This window comes from Arthrobacter sp. HS15c (genome assembly GCF_040812005.1).
Taxonomy (GTDB): domain Bacteria; phylum Actinomycetota; class Actinomycetes; order Actinomycetales; family Micrococcaceae; genus Arthrobacter.
The window spans coordinates 273,309-292,550 of sequence record NZ_JBFOHM010000002.1; the positions used below are offsets into that span (position 1 = coordinate 273,309).

15 protein-coding genes are annotated in these 19,242 nt (G+C 63.2%); 4 read left to right on the forward strand and 11 right to left on the reverse strand.

The window, feature by feature from the left end:
• Positions 1–74 precede the first annotated feature (74 nt).
• The 4 genes from ABV518_RS04295 to ABV518_RS04310 all read left to right on the forward strand — a co-directional run bounded on the left by ABV518_RS04295 (position 75) and on the right by ABV518_RS04310 (position 3,312).
• Positions 75–1,163: an alkene reductase gene (locus ABV518_RS04295; protein ID WP_367765565.1), complete on the forward strand. Its 1,089-nt coding sequence runs from the start codon at positions 75–77 to the stop codon at positions 1,161–1,163.
• A 49-nt stretch (positions 1,164–1,212) separates the two neighbouring features.
• Complete coding sequence (locus ABV518_RS04300) at positions 1,213–1,782, forward strand: OsmC family protein (protein WP_367765566.1); 570 nt, start codon at positions 1,213–1,215, stop codon at positions 1,780–1,782.
• Between the two features lie 93 nt (positions 1,783–1,875).
• Positions 1,876–3,093 (forward strand): MFS transporter, encoded by a 1,218-nt coding sequence (locus ABV518_RS04305; protein ID WP_367765567.1) that lies wholly within the window; start codon positions 1,876–1,878, stop codon positions 3,091–3,093.
• 90 nt (positions 3,094–3,183) lie between these two features.
• Positions 3,184–3,312 carry a hypothetical protein gene (locus ABV518_RS04310; protein WP_367765568.1) on the forward strand — a complete coding sequence of 43 codons (129 nt, stop codon included), beginning with the start codon at positions 3,184–3,186 and terminating at the stop codon, positions 3,310–3,312.
• Between the two features lie 29 nt (positions 3,313–3,341).
• On the opposite strand, the gene ABV518_RS04315 is transcribed toward ABV518_RS04310, so the two are convergent.
• From ABV518_RS04315 to ABV518_RS04365, 11 genes are all read right to left on the reverse strand, one after another.
• Positions 3,342–4,007 (reverse strand): response regulator, encoded by a 666-nt coding sequence (locus ABV518_RS04315; protein ID WP_367765570.1) that lies wholly within the window; start codon positions 4,005–4,007, stop codon positions 3,342–3,344.
• The gene (locus ABV518_RS04320; RefSeq protein WP_367765571.1) at positions 4,004–5,185 is read right to left on the reverse strand and encodes a sensor histidine kinase; all 1,182 of its coding nucleotides are present in this window, start codon (positions 5,183–5,185) and stop codon (positions 4,004–4,006) included. Before ABV518_RS04320 ends, ABV518_RS04315 begins: the two co-directional genes overlap by 4 nt.
• A gap of 22 nt (positions 5,186–5,207) precedes the next feature.
• Positions 5,208–6,410 carry an NAD(P)/FAD-dependent oxidoreductase gene (locus ABV518_RS04325; protein WP_367765572.1) on the reverse strand — a complete coding sequence of 401 codons (1,203 nt, stop codon included), beginning with the start codon at positions 6,408–6,410 and terminating at the stop codon, positions 5,208–5,210.
• Positions 6,407–6,607, reverse strand: a complete 201-nt coding sequence (locus tag ABV518_RS04330) for a ferredoxin (RefSeq protein ID WP_367765573.1) — start codon at positions 6,605–6,607, stop codon at positions 6,407–6,409. Before ABV518_RS04330 ends, ABV518_RS04325 begins: the two co-directional genes overlap by 4 nt.
• Positions 6,604–7,722, reverse strand: a complete 1,119-nt coding sequence (locus ABV518_RS04335; RefSeq protein WP_367765574.1) for a cytochrome P450 — start codon at positions 7,720–7,722, stop codon at positions 6,604–6,606. Before ABV518_RS04335 ends, ABV518_RS04330 begins: the two co-directional genes overlap by 4 nt.
• A 218-nt stretch (positions 7,723–7,940) precedes the next feature.
• Positions 7,941–9,452 carry a family 43 glycosylhydrolase gene (locus ABV518_RS04340; RefSeq protein ID WP_367765576.1) on the reverse strand — a complete coding sequence of 504 codons (1,512 nt, stop codon included), beginning with the start codon at positions 9,450–9,452 and terminating at the stop codon, positions 7,941–7,943.
• 20 nt (positions 9,453–9,472) lie between these two features.
• Positions 9,473–11,956, reverse strand: a complete 2,484-nt coding sequence (locus ABV518_RS04345; protein WP_367765577.1) for a glycoside hydrolase family 2 TIM barrel-domain containing protein — start codon at positions 11,954–11,956, stop codon at positions 9,473–9,475.
• Positions 11,957–12,050: 94 nt separating this feature from the next.
• Positions 12,051–12,947, reverse strand: a complete 897-nt coding sequence (locus tag ABV518_RS04350; protein ID WP_367765578.1) for an alpha/beta hydrolase — start codon at positions 12,945–12,947, stop codon at positions 12,051–12,053.
• 23 nt (positions 12,948–12,970) lie between these two features.
• Positions 12,971–14,428: an NAD-dependent epimerase/dehydratase family protein gene (locus tag ABV518_RS04355; RefSeq protein WP_367765580.1), complete on the reverse strand. Its 1,458-nt coding sequence runs from the start codon at positions 14,426–14,428 to the stop codon at positions 12,971–12,973.
• A gap of 11 nt (positions 14,429–14,439) precedes the next feature.
• Positions 14,440–16,725, reverse strand: coding sequence for a glycoside hydrolase family 3 C-terminal domain-containing protein (locus ABV518_RS04360; RefSeq protein ID WP_367765582.1), 2,286 nt, complete (start codon positions 16,723–16,725; stop codon positions 14,440–14,442).
• Positions 16,722–19,238, reverse strand: a complete 2,517-nt coding sequence (locus ABV518_RS04365) for a glycoside hydrolase family 78 protein (protein ID WP_367765583.1) — start codon at positions 19,236–19,238, stop codon at positions 16,722–16,724. Before ABV518_RS04365 ends, ABV518_RS04360 begins: the two co-directional genes overlap by 4 nt.
• Positions 19,239–19,242: the final 4 nt, after the last annotated feature.

Consider the following 19,242-nt stretch of genomic DNA (forward strand, 5'->3'; position numbering starts at 1 on the left):
CCCCCAGGGCGCCCCTTCCTGCGCCCAACGGCTGTTTCCACAGCCATTCATTCTTCTTTGAAAGGCCCCTATTGATGTTGTTTTCCCCCTTGAACCTCGGCGAGCTTGAGCTTCCTAACCGGCTGGTCATGGCACCGTTGACCCGGACACGGTCCGGAGACGACGGTATTCCCGGCCCGCTGGTTGCTGAACACTACCGTCAGCGGGCTTCGCTGGGCCTCATTGTCAGTGAGGGCACCTACCCGGGCCTGGCGGGACGTTCCTACTCCGGCCAGCCGGGACTTGTCACAGAGGAACAAATTCTTGGCTGGAAAGGTGTCACGAGCGCCGTCCACGCCGAGGGCGGCAGGATCTTCGCCCAGATCATGCACGGTGGCCGGGTCTCGCACGAAGACATCACCGGCGGTCACCGCGTTGTGGCGCCGAGTGCCATCCCCATGGACGGGGAAGCCCGGACACCCACGGGAAAGAAGCCGTACCCGGTCCCGCATGCCCTCGAGCTCGAGGAGCTTCCGGCCGTAATCGAGGAGACCGTTACAGCGTCGCTGAACGCCATCGAAGCCGGTTTCGACGGCGTGGAACTGCACGCAGGCAACGGGTTCCTCCTGCACGAATTCCTTTCCCCCAACACCAACGTCCGCACGGACCGCTACGGTGGGGCGCCGGAAAACCATGCCCGCTTCGTCGTCGAAACCGCCAACGCGGTAGCAGCAGCGATCGGAGCTCACCGGGTCGGTATCCGGCTTTCCCCGGAGAACGAGCAGCACGACATAGCCGAGAGCGACACTTCCAAGGTCCGTGCAATCTACGAGGCCCTAGTGGACGGCATTGCCCCGCTGAACCTTGCTTACCTGAGCATGCTCCACCACGAACCCACATGTGCACTCGTCCAGGACCTGCGCGCGCGGTTCGGTGGCCCGTTTCTGGTCAACAGCGGCTTCGGTGTTGTCACCACCCGGGATGAGGCGATTGCCCTGGTCGCCGACGGCCACGCCGACGCCGTCGTCGTGGGCCGGCCCGCCATCGCAAACCCGGATCTTGCACGCCGATGGAAGGACAGCCTTCCGCTGAACGAATCGGACCCGTCCACGTTCTACGGCGAGGGCGCAAAAGGGGCCAAGGGCTACACCGACTACCCGTTCTACCAGGAGTCGCTGACGTAGCAGGAGTCCCTAATGCAGTAGCGCTACCAAAACAAACGAAAGGAACACCATGACTGAAACGAACACCCTGGCCAAAGAGCCCTTCGCTGACCTCGCGGCGATTGAAGCGACGGTGGCAGCCGTCACCGAAAAACGCGAGCTCGGCAAGGTCACTTTCCGCATGCTCAGCGAGTCAGCCGGAGGGCTGACGGCAAAGACCGTCACAGGCCCCCTCACCCAGGCAGGCACAGCTGACGAAACGCGCCGCGGCAGGTTCACGCTGCACAGCGACGAACCGGTCTCCCTCCTGGGTACCGATACCGCTGTCAGTCCTGCCGAGTACATCCTCAAGGGACTGGCTGCCTGCTACATTGCCACGCTTGCTTCCCTGGCTGCCGGCAAGAACATCCCGCTCAAGCACGTCGCGCTGACTCTGGACTTCGATGTCGATCTCAGCGGCTTCCTCGGAATTGATGACAGCGTCCGCAAAGGCGCCCAGCAGATCTCCGTGGACGTCCAGATCGACAGCCCCGGCACTTCACGCGAGGACCTGGAAGACCTGATCGTGTCGCTGGAGGCAACCTCGCCGATCCGCGACACGCTGGCCAACCCGGTCCCCGTTATCACCCGCCTCCGCTAACGCCAGGAGCTGGAATAGGAGCAAATTCTGGGCGGGTAGCTGCGCCAAACGCGGCTACCCGCCTCCATTTCTGCGCATGAAAAGATGGCAACTGTGCACTTTGAGCGACTGAACCGGCAGCAGGCCCTAATCGCCGTCGTACAGGTCCTTGGCCTCGCTGTCTGGTTCTCCGCGTCAGCAGTAGGCCCCACCCTGCAGCACGAATGGGGTATCAGTCCCGTGGCCGGCGTTTGGCTGACAGCGTCGGTACAAATTGGCTTCGTGATCGGCGCGGTCACGTCCTCATTGCTGAGCCTGGCCGACAGATTCCCGCCACAACTCCTGCTCGGCACTTGTGCCGCCGGGGCCGCCGTTGCCACCGGCATTCTGGCAGGCTTCGTGGACGCCTTGGCTCCTGCTATAGGACTGCGGTTCCTGACCGGTGCTTTTTTGGCCGGCGTCTATCCCGTTGGTATGAAGCTGATGGCTTCATGGTCGCCCCCTGCCCTGCGCGGAAAGGCTTTCGGGATCCTCATAGGAGCCCTGACGCTAGGATCCGCCGCACCCCATCTGATCAGCGGCCTGGGCGATCTTGCATGGCGAAACGTCATGGCTGCTGCAGCGGCCCTTGCCGCAGCGGGCGCCCTGACAGCCGTCCTGGCCATCCGGCCGGGTCCATTTGGCGGAACAGGCAGTGCCGAGCCGAACCCCCGCTACGCGCTGGCCATGTTCAAGGAGCAGCGTCTCCGGTTGGCCAACATCGGCTATTTCGGGCACATGTGGGAACTTTACGCCCTCTGGACCTGGCTCCCGATGTACCTGCTGGCAGGCCAGGCAGATGGCCCGGGTAAGACGTCCGACGCCGGACTAACAGTGTTCGTCGCAATGGGCGTGGGCGGGGTGGCCGGCGCCCTGTTAGGAGGGTGGGCTGCGGACCGCTGGGGGCGGCCCAGGTCCGCCGCCCTGGCCCTGGCCGTGAGCGGAGCGTGCTGTTACCTCTCACCCCTGATGTTTAGGGCCGAACGCGCACCCTTGCTTGTCTTTCTGGTCGTTTGGGGTGCCGCCGTGATCGCCGATTCCGGCGTCTTCTCAACATCTCTGAGTGAAAACGCAGATCCGCGGTACGTCGGAACTGCGCTGACGGCACAGACAGCCATAGGTTTCCTCCTAACTGTGGTGACCATCCAGTTTGTCCCACTGTTCGCCGCTGCCGTCGGGTGGCAGTACGCCTTCCTGCTGCTCCTTCCCGGTCCTGTGGTCGGCGTCCTGGCCATGCACCGCCTGGCCAGGCAGGAGCTGGACACGGCCCTTGTGGTGGATCCCATTCGATAGGCTGTTCGAAAGCCGCCAGATCCACGCAGGGCAGGAACCGCCCTGGTACAGGCGCGGCCGTAAGTAAGGACCCAGGGGACGGGCGCCGTCGTGTCCTTCAAGCTGGCTGGGGGCGCAATAACCGGGGAGCGCGATACCCCCGGTCTCGTCCGGCTGTCCGTGGGCATCGAGAACATCGACGACCTCCTCGCAGACCTGGGGCGGCTTCACGGCCGCTAACCAGGCAGGCCAGGAGGAACGGCCTAAAGCTAGACGGGGTCGGCCAGCCCTCCTTTGAACGCCAGAATTACCAGTTGTGACCGGTCGTTGGTGCCCGTCTTGGTCATGGCACGGTTGAGGTGGGTCTTGACCGTGAATGGGGAGATGAACAGTGCCGCCGCTATCTGGTCGTTGGTGAGCCCCGCTGCAACCTGTACCAGGACCGCGCGCTCCCGGGACGTCAGGGTGGCCAACACGTTTTCGGCGCTTTCATCCACTGGACGCTTTGACGAGCGCGCGACGTGAGAAACCAGCGATCCGGTAGCGGCTGGTGAGAGCAGGGCACCTCCTGCTGCTAGCTGCTCTATCGCCCCGATCAGCTCTGCCGGTCCCACGTCTTTTCCGAGGAATCCCTGGGCGCCGGCCTTGATGGCCCGGATGACGTTGTGGTCGTCTTCGAAGGTTGTGAGGACAAGAATCCTTACCCCGTCCAAGTCCCGGTCGGCCCGGATCCGGCGTACGGCCTCGACGCCGTCAATGCCGGGCATCCGAATGTCCATAAGCACCACGTCGGGTCTTGCCTCCGCGGCCACGGCCACCGCCTGGATGCCGTCAGCGGCTTCGCCCACAACCGTGAAATCGGGCCGGGTCTGCAGGATCCCTCGCAGGCCCACCCGGATCATCTTCTGGTCATCAACCACAACGATGCGGATCATAGCCTGGGCCCCAGCGGGAAGGACGCGTCAATGGTGAAGTACTTTCCGTCGGACGCAACCTTGAGGCGTCCGCCCGCGGATATGGCGCGCTCCTGCATGCCGACGATCCCGAATCCCTGCTGGCCGAATGGGCGGACTGTGCGGGCCGGGTCAGGAGCGGCGGTGGCATCATTCCGGATTCTGAGGTGAATGCCTGTACGCGTGGTCGTGAGGTCAAGCAGCACTGTCCCGTTTCCGTGTTTGTGCACGTTGGTCAGTCCTTCCTGGGTGATCCGGTAGAGGGCAAGGTCTAAAGCCGGCGGGAGGTTCTGGGGAAGAACACCGTCCTCGTGATAATCAACACGTAAGCCGAGTAAACGAAAGGCCTCGAGGAGGTGGGGGAGCTGGGCTGTCCTGGCCGCGGGGATGTCAGCCTCGGTTCCGGTTTGGCCTGATCTGAGGACGTGCAAAATAGCTTGCAGTTCGCGGAGCGCTTCGCTGCTGGCCGTCCTGATGCGGACCAAGGACTCCCTAGCCGTTCGCGGGTCGCTTACGGTGTTGGCTTCTGCCGAGCCTGCATGGACACTGATGGCAGCAATATGGTGGGCCATGACATCGTGCAGTTCCCTCGCGATCCTCATCCGTTCCTCGGCAATCCGCCGGGCAACCACAGCTTCACGGGTCCGTACGAGGCTGCTGGCCTGCTCCTCCAAAGCTTCAACGTATTGCCGCTGGAAGCGGACTGCCGAACCGATTCCGCCCGCCGCCGCAGTCCACGCCACCAGCGCCCATAACAACGGGTCAAAGACCAGCAGGTGCAACAATACGAGCGCCCCGCCTACGAGAACAATCCCCACAGCGGTGGTGGCGGCCACCGCGCGGGTTCGCGGTTTGAGCATGGCGAAGGAAGCGAGGCAGACTTCCAGCAGTATCCAGGCCGGAAGGTATTGCCCGGTCTGCAGTGGCAGGAACACGGTCAAGAGAGACGTCGCCACCAGCGCCAACACAGGAAAGCGGCGTCTCACCGCCACGGCGGCGAGGCCGCCCGTCAGCAGCACGAAGGAAGTGAAGCCGGAGGAGCCTTCCTGGCTGATCCGGTACGCCTCCGTCACCAGAACGGCCCCCGCCACGACGTCAAGGAAAAGCTGCCACAGGTCTGGGATGCTTCTGTGCCAGCTGATGATGCTGCCGGTTCTCAATGGCGGCTGGTGGTTTTGCTTTTCATGCGGCATCAAGGGTATCGCCCCAGCTGGCACCATCGCAGAGGTACTGCCGCCACGTCCTGAGCGCCTTGTGCGACCGTGCGCCAAGGACACCTGTCAGCCGCCCGCCCCGGCGGAACAGTGCCACGAATTTTCCTTCGCTGAGCGACCCCTCCGTGACAAGCATTTCATCGTGGTCCCGCAGCCAGCCGTAGCTCTGTAGTTTCAGGTCGTACTGGTCCGACCAGAAATACGGAACGGGAGTGTAGTCCTGGCTCGTTCCGGCAAGAATCTGTTCGGCCACATGAATTCCCTGATCCACGGCGTTGATGCGGTGTTCCAGCCTCATGCTGACGTCGTAACGGGTGTTGTGCCACCGGGCGACGTCACCTGCGGCGTAGATTCCCGGTGCCGCTGATAAGTCAGTGGTGCACGAAACGCCGTCTGCGACACTCAGGCCACTGGTGCGGAGCCAGCCGACGGCGGGAACTGATCCGATGGACATCACCACGACGTCGGCCAGGAGCACTTCGCCGCTTCTGAGGACCACGCCAGTGGCCCTTGCGTCCTCGTGGAGGACCGAAGCGACGGCTGCTTCCGGTCCGGCCTTGAGTGTCACTCCGTGACTCGCGTGGAGGCCACCGAGTTGCGCGCCGAGGTCAGGCCCAAGGATGCCTGCCAGTGGTGCGGCATTCCCAATGAGGGTGACGCGGGCACCGCGCAAAGCTGCGACGGCGGCAATTTCCGTCCCCAGAAAGCCTGCCCCAATGATGATCACCCGGCTCTCAGCGTGAAGTTCGTCTCTGAGTCCGTCGGCGTCGTCGAGGGTGCGCAGTGTGTGGACTCCCCGTAAGTGCCGGGTGTTAGGCAGCGTTTTGGGTGACACCCCTGTCGCCAGGATCAGGGTGTCGTAGCCGACCTCCGTACCGTCGGTGAGGACCACCCTGCTCGCGTCAATGTCGAGTCCACTTGCCGGTATGCCGAGACGGCTATCGACGTCGAGGTCTTCCAGATGCGCTGCCGGCCGGAGCATGACCTTTTCGGCGTCCCATTCACCCGTCAGGTACTGCTTGGACAGCGGGGGCCTGTCGTAGGGGCGGTGCGTCTCGGCCCCGATGATGGTGAGTTTGTTCGCATATCCTCCGCGTCGAAGGGCTTCGGCGGCGCTGAGGCCGGCCGCCGAGGCCCCGACGACAACGATCCGCTGCGGTTCGGCTCTCACAGATTCTCGGTGAGGCGGATGACCGCGGCTGGGCACCGGGCTGCCGCGTCCCTGACCTTTGGCAGCTGGGACGTGGAAGGCTGCCGGTCGAGCAGAACGACCACGCCGTCGTCGTCGTTCTGGTCAAAGACGTCAGGGGCGGCCAGGACGCAGACTCCTGCTGCCACGCATTTTGCGCTGTCGATGTCGATCCTCATGCCACTACCTCATCCCAGTCGATCATCAGTTCATGAATTCCGTATACGACCATGTCATTCTTGAAATGGATGTCTTCCGTGTCCGTCACGACCCGCAATCCCTTGACCCGGCGGAACAGCTCAGGCAGGGCGATCCGCAGCTCCAAGCGGGCAAGGTGCTGGCCGAGGCACTGATGGGGACCGTAGCCGAATCCGACATGGGCCGAGGACCTGGTGAGGTCCAGCGTGTTGGCGCCTTCGAGGAAGCGCGGGTCCCGGTTGGCGGATTCCAGAACGACGGCGACGTGCTCACCTCGCCGGATGAGCTGGTGGTTGATGGTTACGTCCGCCGTTGCCTTCCGGAGGACGCCGTTGTGGACAATGCTGAGGTACCGGATCAGCTCGTCCACGCCTGTCTCCATGACGGCAGGGTCCACTACCATCTTTTGGGCCTGGTCGGGATTCTGCAGCAGGGCGTAGGTGCCCAGCGTAATCATGTTCGCGGTGGTATCGTGTCCGGCCGCCAGCAACAGCATGGACAGGCCGGTCAGCTCTGCGAAATCCATGGGACGGCCGGCGGGCTCCTGGATGAGCCTGGTGATGAGGTCATCGCCCGGGTCTTCATACTTGGCGGCAACGAGCGCGGCGAAGAATCCGGCGTTTTCCGCTCCTGCGGCCTGCCGTTCCTCCAGCGACAGGCTGAGGTCCACCTGGGCGGCTGTCGCTTGTTCGAACGTCTCCCGGTCATGCTCCGGGACTCCAAGCAGCTCACTGATGACCAGGGCGGGAACAGGCAGTCCAAACTCGCGGTAGAGGTCGACCGGGCCTTGCTTCTGACCCAGGCGGTCGATGTGTTCCGTGACGAGTTGCCTGATGAACCGTTCGAGGCGCGCGATACGTTTGATCATGAATTCGCGGGCGAGGCGGAGCCTCAGCTTGGCGTGTTCGTCGCCGTCATAGCGCAGGAGGACTCCCGGAGGAGGAGTTCCGCCCAGGGCTTCCGGATCACCCATAAGGTGGGAAGAACTGGCGTCGATGCTACTGAAGTTGATGCTGTCGCCGAGAACTTTGCGTACGTCGTCGTACCCGCTGACGAGCCAAACGTCGAGACCGGCGGGCGTGCTGACCCGGGTCACCGGTTCTGACACCCTCAACTCGGCGTACTGGGGGTCAGGATCAAAGGGGCACCTGTCTTGCGGTAGCGCCCCGCGTGGGGGTGACACTGTCTGCGTGCTGGTTGGCTGCATCGTTGAAGTTCTTTCTGGGTCGGGTGCCGGGAAGGTCTGGTGTGCCGGGTAGTACCAGTCTTGTTCGGGCTCCGACCATGAACATCGTGTACCCGCGGTATCTCTGCCTACTGCACCTGCGGTATGCCGGTCTCTGAAAAGGAGACAGTGAGGATGTCCAGGCGACCCTTGCCCGTGAACCTGAAGTAGAGGTTGTTGGGCCCCTCCAGTTCGATAACTGTTGATTCCTGGCGCCATCGAGAGGAGGGCGAGACCGTGAGAGAGCCGGCAACACCGGTCTCAGTGGACACGTTGATGAGGCCAGAGCCGGTCCCTCGGGTTGTTACGGCGACTTGGGTCGGCCCGGCGAACGCGAAGGCTTTGAAACCGACGGTGGTTCCGCTGGTGACATCGCCGACAAAGCGGTCAGCAGCGTCATGGGTGACCTTGGGAAAACGCTTGGACCGTGCCTTCCCGTGCCGCATTCTGCCGTTGGTCAGCATGCTGCACGTGACCGCGGGGTACGTCTGGTCCGCCGGCAGGGGTGCGTTGTTCAGGCCGCTGCTGGAAACAGGGACCTGGTGGATAGTGCCGTCAGCTTCAATGCGGATAGGTTCAGCGCATGCTTGACGCCGGTAGATCGAGCCATGGGTGTTGCGGTGGTAGAAGACATACCACTGGTTGCCGATTCTTTCGATGCTTCCATGGTTCGTTCCGGTTTGATTGATGCGGTCGCGGGCCGTGCGCCCTTCGAGGCCGATATCGCCGTTAGAGACGATTACTCCGCGGTACACGAAGTCGCGGTCGGGGTTACGGCTGGTGGCGTAGCACAGCTCGTGCGAGTTGAAGGAGGAATAGACGAAGTAGTAGGTGTCATCGACCTTGCGGATTGAACTGCCTTCCCAGAACGCATGCCCTTCGAAACTGGTCCCGTTGGTTCGGGTGGGGATAATGCGCTGGGGTTCACTGCGGACAGTGAGCATGTCATCGTCCAAACGCACGGCGATGGCCCCTTGCACGCTGTCACCGTGCGCCTTTATCCCGGCTGGAGTCTTGTTGAACATTTTTGCCTGGACACGCCGGGTGAGCACACGTGTGAAGGCAGGCTGGTCTTCGAACGGATAGCACATCCCGTAGTAGAGGCGGATGACGCCGTTGTCGTTGATGACTGCGGGATCGAAAAGCACATACTCGTCGTAGGCGGAGCCGTCCGGATTCCGGACAAACCCGAGATATTCGTAGGTGCCGTCCGGCTCGTCAGCCACAGCGACACTGATCGGCCCGTGGTAACCACCGCGGCCCTTGTCCCCGGACATGCAGTAATAGAGGTAGAAGCGCTTATCGTTGCCCTGGACCACATCCGGCGCGTACATGTACCGCCGGCCCCGCTCGTACCCAGGGTCTTGGCTTGCCCTGTAGTTGACGCCGTTGGATGTCCACGTCGAGAGATCGCCGACCGGAGCCGAGTAGAAGACGTAGTCCAGCTCGCAGTAGGTGGTCCCCGTCTCAGAATCGCGCGACCCGAAAAGGTAGACCCGGTCTCCAAAGACGTGCGGTTCGCCGTCGGGAATGTACTCGTTCAGGGGAAGGAACGGATTGGTGGCCACGCCGTCCGTGCCGGCGTGCGGTGTGGTGGTCACTAACTGAGTCCTCTGGTCGTTTACCGATGGGCGCGCCTGGCCAGGTTGTTATCCGTCGTCATCCCTGCCCCGACGGTCACTTCCGTTGCTGTACCGTCGGCGGCTGACACATTGATGGTGATTGAGCCGGCCGCGGTGGGGCGGATGATGGCGAGGGCGCGTCCGTCATAGGTGCGGTGGGTTTCGTCGGTGAAATGCGTGTGTTCGTTGGTGGGGTTGGCCGTGCCGAAGGCCTGCAGCGTGCCCGGGCCGGACACCGATACGGTCAGGGGCTGGTCTGCTGAACTGAACAGCGAGCCGTCGTCATCCACGAGCGCGATGTCGATGAAGGCCAGGTCGGTATCGGCGGCACTGATTTGGGTACGGTCGGCGGTGGCCTTGACCCGGGTCCGGCCTTGGGCGGTGGCGAGCTGGTGCCGTGCAACTTCGTCGCCGTCGCTGTAGCTGACAGCGGTAAGGGTTCCGGGGTGGTATGTGGTCTCAAACACCGCCCGGTAGCGGTGGCCGGCACCTGCCGGGGCCCGCCCGATGGGTGTGTCGTTGAGGAGGAGTTCGACTTCGTCGGCGTCCGAGTACACCTCAACTGTGATTGGTTTGCCCTCGAATGTGGGCCAGGTCCAGCTGGCGATGGAGTCTGACCAGGCCCAGGGGCTGGAGGCGATTTCGCGATCGTGGTTTTCAGGCCGGCCGACGGCGATGTAGGGGGTGGGGCGCAGGCCGAAAACGATCTCGCGGTAGAAGGAAGCAGGGCGCCTGTGTCCGGTGATGTCGATGTCGCCCACGTGCGCGAGCAGCCACGGGTAGCGGGCCGTAACGCCGTCGTCGTCGGTGTCTGTGTATCGCGTTCGTCCGATGCCGACCTCACCAAGATAGTCCCAGCCTGTCCAAGTGAAATCGCCTATAACGTGTGTGTTGTCCGTGACGAGCGCCCAGAGCTTATCAATATGGGTGGCGAATGTCTCCGCGCCCACGATGACGCGGTGGGGGAACAGCTCACGATCAAGCTCATACCGGGCTTCGGTGTAGTTCATCCCGGCGATGTCCACGGTGGAGAAGGCTTCCTCCGTGCGGTTTGTGGCGAGTTCGGACGCGCCGATGTGGTTTCCGAGCTCGGCCATTTGGGACATCATCGTGTTGATGCCCATGCCCTCGTGGACCTCCGGGTTGCCCTGGGGATCCGCCATCATTTCGGCGATGAATTCCTTCATGACTGCGAGCTGCCCGTTGAGGGCGTGGGTGACGAAACGTGTGGGATCCAGTTCGCGGACGCGGTTGGCGAGCTTTCGCGCCCAACGGGCGCCATGGGGGGTCGCGACCTCGGGGATCTCGTTGCCGGTCGAGTATGCGAACACGCTGGCATGGTTGCGGTCCTTGCGGACCATCGCCTCAATGTCGCGTTCCCAGGAGGCCTCGAAGTCCAATACGTAGTCAAAGTCGTTCTTGCTTTGCGTCCAGGCATCAAATGCCTCGTCCATCACAAGCATGCCGTGTTTGTCGCAAGCATCCAGCATGGCCCGGCTGAGGGGGTTGTGGGAGCTGCGGATCGCGTTGAACCCGGCGTCCTTAAGGAGCTCCACACGGCGCTCTTCGGCGCGCCCTATGGTCGCTGCGCCGAGAAGGCCGTTGTCGTGGTGAACGCAGGCGCCCCGTAGTTTCACCTCCCGGCCGTTCAGCCGAAGACCCCGGATAGGATCAACGGCGAACTGGCGGATGCCGAACCGCACCTGGGTTTCGTCCACAATCTCTTGGTTTAGTCGCAATAAGACCTGCACCTGGTGGAGTGCCGGGTCATCCAGGCTCCATAGTGCCGGGTTTTCCACGACCAGGCGTCGCGTACTTACCGTGGTCTCACCACGTCCCAGCGTCACAGGCGCGCTGTCGCGTACAACCAGGGTCCCGTCCGGTGCAGTAATGAGTGTTTCAGCCTGGACCGTCGCGAGCCGGTCAGCAGCATTGGTGATCTCCGTGCGGACCGTTATGGTTGCAAAACCCTGGCTGATCTCCTCAGTCGTGACGGTCACTCCGTCCAGGGGGACATGGACGGTGCCGGCGACCATGAGATGAACCGGCCGGTGGATCCCTCCTCCTGAATACCAGCGGGAGTCGCGGTGCGCACGGGCCTCCACCCGAAGGGTGTTCTCTTCCCCAAGGACGAGAAAGTCGTTCAGAGGCACGGTGAACCCTGTGTAGCCAGACGCCCAGCTCCTGGCAAGGGCGCCGTTCACGTAAACCAGGGAGGACCGGTAAATCCCCTCGAATTCGAGGTAGATCCGCTTTCCGGCCCACTCCTGGGGGGCATCGAACGACTTGGAGTATTCCCACGTGCCGCCGTGGAAGTATCCTGTGGCTGCACCGCCTTCGGCGTCCGGGTCGCGGGGAGTCCCAATGATGGCGTCGTGCGGGAGCGTTACCGGCACGGGGGGCATGGCGGCGCCGGTCAGCTCGGCAAACTCGTTGGCCTTCGGACGGAAAGTCCAGCCGGCGTTGAAGGGGGAACGAATCATTCGTAGGTCTCCTGGGGATACGGAAAGTGGCTTGGCGCTGACCGCGTAGCAGTCAAGTGGTCTTACTGGCTGACTTCGGCGGGATCGTTGGCCCTCAGGCAGCCGAGGTTGATGCGTGGAGCCAGGAGGCGATGCGGTCAAGCCCTGCGTTCATGCCGGTGGTTCCTGGTTTGTTCAGAAAACCGTGCCGGGTGCCTGGCAGGTACTCGTTTTCGACGGGCACGTGATGGGCAGCCAGTTCGGAGGCGAATGCATCGCCTGACGCGCGAAGGCTGTCGAATTCTGCGTTGAGGATGAGGGCCTTGGGGAATGTGGACAGGTCTGCCCCGCCCGGGAACGCACGCGGGTCTGTCATGGCCCCGAGCGATCCGGCGTAGTTGCGGTTCATCCGTTCCACGGTCGCCGGAGTGAACTGCCAAAGGCCGCGGACGCCCCGGAGCTTCTTCTTGAGTTCCGGCTGCATTGGTGGCAGCTGTGCGTGGACAGTGGGGTAGGCCAGGACCAGGGAAGATGGCCGTTCCCGTCCTTTGCTGAGGCCCCACGTCGCGGCGGCCGCCAGGCACGCCCCTGCGCTGGCGCCACCAAGAGCTATCCGGGAACCCGGGCGGCCTGAATCGGATGCGGAAAGGGCAACGGCGTCGAACGCAGCGGTGACGTCATCCACGGGAACGGGGAACCGGACGCCGGGAAGTTTGCCGGGGCGGGGTTTGCGGAACGGGCTCCATGGAGGGACGCGCCGGTAGTCCACGGAGATGACGTGCACGCCTCGGGCGGCCAGCCCGAGGCCGACATCGTGGGCCTCGGGCATGTCAAGGTCTCCGTGGGAAAAGGAGCCACCGTGAAGCCACATGAGCACCGGGCCGGTAGAAGTCGGAGCACCGTACAGCCGGGCCGGGATTGGTCCGTTGGGGCCGGGAAAGTCAGTGTCCTTGACATTCTCGCGGACCTGCTTCGTTGGGGCATCCGCGCCGGACTCGGCTTGGGGTGTCATGCGTCATTGCCTTCTTTCCTGCGTTACGGGGTGATCGGTTCCGCTACCGGGGCCAGGGGAGTTGCGGGTACAAGCTGGGCCAGGAAGCGGTTGGTTGATGCCTGGTTGGGGTAATCGGTGGGGTTCCTGACGCATTCGGGGCACCAGTGGCCGGCCGTGAGGATGAGCCTGGGGCTGCCGTGGAAGTTATGCCCTGCCCCGCATTCCCAAGCCAACGGAGTTGAGGTGTCTCCTGCCGTCATGGAGGCAGAAACCAGTTTGCCGCCGCGGAACTCTGCTGCGTCTTCCATGTCGGCCAGTGTCCACTCGGAGTGGTCCTTTGTTTCGTCGTAGCCGTGGTCCAGGAACTGTGGTTCCCTGTCCGGCCGGGGCGGCCAGAAGGTGGCCCAGTCGCCGATGCTCTCCCACTGGGCACGCGAACCGAAGTAGGCGTTGATCTTGGCGGTGTCGTTGGTTTCGATCCAGGACATCGTGCCGCGCGGCTTCCTGGTCAGGGGCTTCATGACGAGGTGTTTGATCAGGGGCGCGGGGATCTTGCCTGCGAGCCGGACACCGGCGGGGGCTGCGGCGATGGCCCTGGCCAACGCTGCTTCGAAAGTGTCTTCCCGAAAGGGGACCAGTGTTTGCAGCACGTCGGAATCGGTGTACCAGAGGCCATGGAAGTTGCCGGTGGCGAACCAGTTCCGATCGTACCATTTTCGGACATCTTTGACCCCCATGGCTTGTCCCATCCGGGTTTGGACTTCCCAGTTGGTCAGGCGCCATGATTCCCCGCCGCCGATGTTGTAGATGCCGCCCCAGAATCCTTCGGGGACGCCGTCTTCGCAGATATTGGCCAGCAGGCGGGAAGCGTCTTCAACGGAAACCCATTCCATCACGCCCGCGAAGGGGGAATGGGTCATGATCGGATCCCGGATTTCCAGGATCCCTGGGTGGAATATCCCGGTCTGGCGCAGTGAGACGAAGTTCGTGAGGCCGGACTCGATCAGTTCGCGTTCGGCAATGACCTTGCTTTGGCCGTATTCGTCGTAGTGCGATACCTGCAGGGGATCTCCCACGCGTCCCCAGTGGTGAGGCGGGTTGCGGTCACCGCTTTGGGCGACTGTCCCTATGGTGACGAGACGGACGCCGTCGGGATCTGGCTGTTCCTTGACTGCCCGGATGATGTTCCTGGCTCCGCCGACATTGACCTTGTGCGTCAGTTCGGGGTGGTCGTCGGCGAAGGGTGAGACGACGGCCCCTGTGTGGAGGACGTAGTCGGCCCCCGTGACGCAGGAGAGCACGGTGGGGTAGTCCGTGACGTCGCCGTAGACGACTTTGAGGTTCTCCATGTCCTCGAACCGGCGGATGATTGCCGTGTCTTTGGGCGTCGGCAGGACCAGGGCGAGGACGTCGAACCGGTCGGCACGACGCGCGAACTCGCGAAGGATGTACTGTCCCCAGTTTCCCGTGGCGCCTGTGAGAAAAATCTGCTTCTTCATGCGAGTCTGCCTTACTGGAACGCTGGTTCTTTGCTGGCTTCGATGAGTTGCTCGAGGGATTCTTGCGGGATGTTGACGCCGGGGAACTTCGCAAACTGGTTCATCGGCATGGAGTACGCCATCTTGAGCCCGTCCTGCATCGCCTCAGCTGCCTCGCGCTGTTCCGCCGTCATGGAAGCCGACATGCCCTCGATGATGAGGGGGCCGACTACAGGATGGGTGAACCATTCCTCGACAGTGGAGGCCAGGGTGAGCGGGGAAGGACGCCCCGAATCCCCAGCGAGGTGGATGCCGTTTCGGGCGGCAATATCGTGCGAGGAACGGCCGAGTTCGACGGAGTATTCGCCGGGGGTGACGGCCCAGCGGTTGTCATTGATGTCGTAGTAAGCGAACGCGCGGCGGTCCATTTCGAAGCTCAGCGTCCGCGACTCACCTGGTTCGAGGGCGACCTTCTGGAATGCCCTGAGTTCCCGCACCGGTGTTCGCACCGGGCCAACGGGTGCTGCGACATAGATTTGGACGACGTCGGCTCCGGCGGTGTTCCCTGAATTGGTCACGGTGACCTGCACGGTCGCCTGGTCGGTACCGACGGCGGCCGCGGTGAGGTCTGAGTAGGAGAAGGTGGTGTAGCTGAGGCCGTGGCCGAACGCATAGCGGGCAGGAACGTCCGCAGTTTCGTGGTAGCGGTAGCCGACCAGGACGCCTTCGCCGTAGCGGACGTGTCCTGCCTCGCCGGGGAAGTTGATGAATGAGGCTGTGTCGTTGAGCCGGTAGGGGATGGATTCCGCGAGCCGGCCTGAGGGGTTGGTGCGGCCGGTGAGGACGTCCGCGAGTGCCCCGCCTCCCGCCTGGCCCAGGGCCCAGCCCTCAAGGATGGCCTCGACGTCGTCATGCCACGGTTCGAGCGTGACCACTCCGCCGTTGGAGAGCACGACGACGGTGCGGGGGCTGACGGCGGCGACGGCTTGGATGAGTGCCACGTGGTCCGCCGGCAGGTCCAGGTGCGTGCGGTCAAAACCTTCGGATTCCTCCTTTTCCTCCAGTCCGACGAAGACGACGCTGACGTCGGCCTGGCGGGCCAGGTCCACGGCGTCTTCCCGCAGGAGGGCCGTGGTGGATTCGGCGCTGGCTTCACCATAACCCGGGGCATAATGCACGCGGTCTGCGCCCAGGGCTGCGCGAAGTTCCTCGAGGGGAATGTCCACTCGGGTGGCGTTGACGTGGGAGCTTCCTCCGCCCTGATACCTCGGTTTCTCCGCGAATTCGCCCAAGACAGCCACGGTCATTCCCGAATCCAGTGGGAGGGTGTTGTTTTCGTTGCGCAGCAAGACGATCGAGGCTGCGGCTGCCCGACGGGCGATCGCATGATGTTCATCGGCGTCGAACCCCGATTGCCCTTCTTCGTCCAGACGGGTCCGCTGCTGTAGGGCAGCGATCCTCGCGGCGCTGGCGTCAACAAAGGCACTGTCCAGTGTGCCGTCCTCGACGGCGGCGATGACTTCCGCGACTGTGGCACCACCGGTGCCTGGCATTTCCAGGTCAAGGCCCGCCTCCAATGCCGCAATCCGGTTGGTTACGGCACCCCAGTCCGAGACGACAGCACCGCGAAAGCCCCATTCGTTGCGCAGGACGTCGGTGAGAAGCCACTTGTTTTCCGACGCGAATGTGCCGTTGATCCGGTTGTAGGAGCACATCACGGTGGCGGGGTCGCTTTCACGGACCACACGTTCGAACGCCGGGAAGTAGATCTCCCGGAGGGTTCGCTCGTCCACGTCGGAGCTGACGCGCATGCGGTCGGTTTCCTGGTTGTTGGCGGCGTAGTGCTTGACCGATGTACCGACGCCCTGCCTCTGGACGCCGCGTACCCACGCCGCACCCAAGACGCCGCTGACCAATGGGTCCTCGGAAAGGTACTCGAAGTTCCGCCCGCACAAAGGGGACCGCTTGATGTTGACCGCAGGACCGAGGAGGACATTAACGCCCAGGGAACGGGCCTCCTGGCCCAGCGCTTTGCCGACTTCTTCGGCAAGCTCCGGGTCCCAGCTTGACCCCAATGCGGTTCCTGGCGGGAAGCACGTGGCCGGCAAGCTGCCGTTGAGTCCCAGATTGTCAGAGTCGCCGTCCTGGCGGCGGACTCCGTGCGGCCCGTCGGTCAGCACCATCGAGGGGACACCGGGAACGGAAGGAGTGGACCAAAAATCCCTGCCGGACAGGAGTGCGGCCTTTTCCTCAAGGCTGAGATTCTCTAACATGCCTTCCGCGTCGTTCGGGTCTGTGTTCGCGGCCAGGGGGTTCAAGCGGATACCTCGTCCTTCGATGTCAAAATAGCTTCGATAGCTTCGGAGAAACCTGCGGGGCTCATCGGAATCATGCCGAGCATGTCCCTAATGCTGATGTTTTTCGCGTCAGCGTTGTCAGCGTCCAAGGGGACGCCGGGGAAGTAGGCCGCGAAAGTTTCGGCAAAGCGTTCCCACATGTCCCGGTCCTGGGCCAGAACGCCGAAGGTTGTGTCCAGGCTGTAGTCAGGGCGGTCATTGTGCCCTTGGGGGAGCTGGTAGCTCCAGTCGTGGGTCCCGGGTCCGACTTCTACCGTCAGGTCTTCCGCATGCAGCGGAAGGATGACCTCAGCGGTGGTTCCTTCGGGGACGGTAACGCTCACAGTGACCGTGCCGTCGTCTATCTGCCACGAGATGGCTGCCAAGCCATGGGGAGTCAGATGGCGGGCAGAGGCACTGGTAAGGTTCCCGCCGGGCTCCGGGGCGAAGCGGATTCTCCTGTATCCGGGCTCTGCGGGCGCGAGGCCTGCGACTGTGCGGTGCATCCAGTCCGCTACTGCGCCCAACGCGTAGTGGTTGAAGGAGGTCATACCACCGGGGTTTATGGTGCCGTCGGGGCGCATGGAGTCCCAGCGCTCCCAAATGGTCGTGGCGTCCATTGTTACGGGATATAGAAAAGAGGGGCACTCGGTGTTAAGCAGGAGCCTGTAGGCATCGTCCAGATGTCCGGTGCGGGTCAGCGCATCGCAAACTACGGGAGTGCCGACGAATCCGGTGGAGATGGTGTACTTGGCCTTGGCGACCAGTGCTGCCAGCATTTCTCCGGCCCGTTCCTTTTGGGTCTCTGTGAGGATGTCGAAGGTGATGGCCAGGGCATAGGCGGTGGCGGTGCCGTTCACGAGCCTTCCTGACGGGGCGACGTATTCGTCCAGGAACGCCTGTTTGACTTTCCTGGCCAGCTGCGAGAACCGGGTGTGGTCCTCGTGTTTGCCAAGAATGGCGGCCGCTTTTGCCATGACTTCGGTGACGCGGCAGAAGTACGCGGCTGCAACCAGGCGGGGTTCGGTTTTTCCCCCGGAGGGGTTTTCCGGCGGAGCGTCCGGGTCAAGCCAGTCGCCAAACTGAAAGCCGGAGTCCCATAGTCCGTTCGGGTTCAGGAGCCCTTCAACCTGGTCGGTGAAGTTCACCATCGAGGGGTAGGCGCCAGCGAGAATCTGCTGTTCACCGTAGGCCTGATAGAGGGTCCAGGGGACCAGGACCGCGGCGTCGGACCAGACCGCGGTGGTCATGGGGGCCGCATGTGTCTGGAAGTCGGGGATGACCATGGGCACATAGCCCTTGTGCTGTTGCTCCAGAGCAAGGTCGCGCAGCCAGGAACCCAAGACGCCCCGGACGTCGTACAAGTATGCCGCTGTTGGGCCGAAGACGTTGATGTCCCCGGTCCAGCCAAGGCGCTCGTCCCGTTGTGGACAATCGGTGGGGAGGCTGACGAAGTTGCCCTTCATGGACCAGACGGTATTGCTATGGAGCTGGTTCAGCAGGGGATTGGAGGATTCGAACCAGCCGGTACGGGCCATGTCTGTGTGGATGACCACGGCGGTGAGCTTCTCAGCCGTCAGTTCCCCGGGGTAGCCCTCGATTTCGGCGTAGCGGAACCCATGGAAGGTGAACCGTGGTTCCCAGGTTTCGGGATCGCCGCCGCGGAGGGTATAGATGTCCGTTGCTTCGGCTGTGCGCAGCGGGCGGGTCCCCAGCTCCCCATCCTCAAGAACCTCGGCGTGCCGGATGGTGACCGTTGTGCCGGCCTCGCCGTGGACGTCAAGGCGTACCCAGCCGACGAGGTTCTGCCCGAAGTCGGCAATTGTCTTCCCTGACGGGGTGGTGATGAGCCGTTGGACGGCGAGCTCCTCGATGCGCCGGACCGGTTCCTTTGTCGGTGCCTCAAGTGTGTCAAGGTTCCAGTCGATGACTTCTACAGCGGCCCACTCGGAGGCATCGAAACCAGGTGTGGCCCAGCCGTCCTTGTCCTGTCGGGCGTCGTAATGTTCGCCGTCATAGATGCTGTCAAAAAGGACCGGTCCGGGTGCGGTGAGGAACTCCTCATCGGTGGAGATGATCTCGATGTGGTCGCCATAGTCCAGCTCGAGCTGCATGAACAGTCCGGGCCGGTCGGCGAAGATGTTCTTGGTTGGCCCGGCCCCTTCCCAGCCGAGCCTGCCCCGCGCCCATCCTTCGCCGACCATTGCACCGAGGGTGTTGGCACCGTCCCTCAGCAGATCGGTGACGTCATACGTGCTGTAGTTCAGGCGGTGCCGGTAGGTGGTCCAACCGGGGGCGAGGACTTCATCACCCACGCGGTGTCCGTTGAGGTAGGCCTCGACGACTCCGAGTGCCGTGACGTGGAGCGTTGCGCGGACGACGTGGTCGGCGGTGAATTCGCGTCGGTAGAGCGGCGCCGGCTGTGGCTTTGCAGTTGTGTCAACGGTGGTCGCCGGCGCAATGAACCTGCCGGTCCAGGGAAGGGAGGGGGTCATGGGA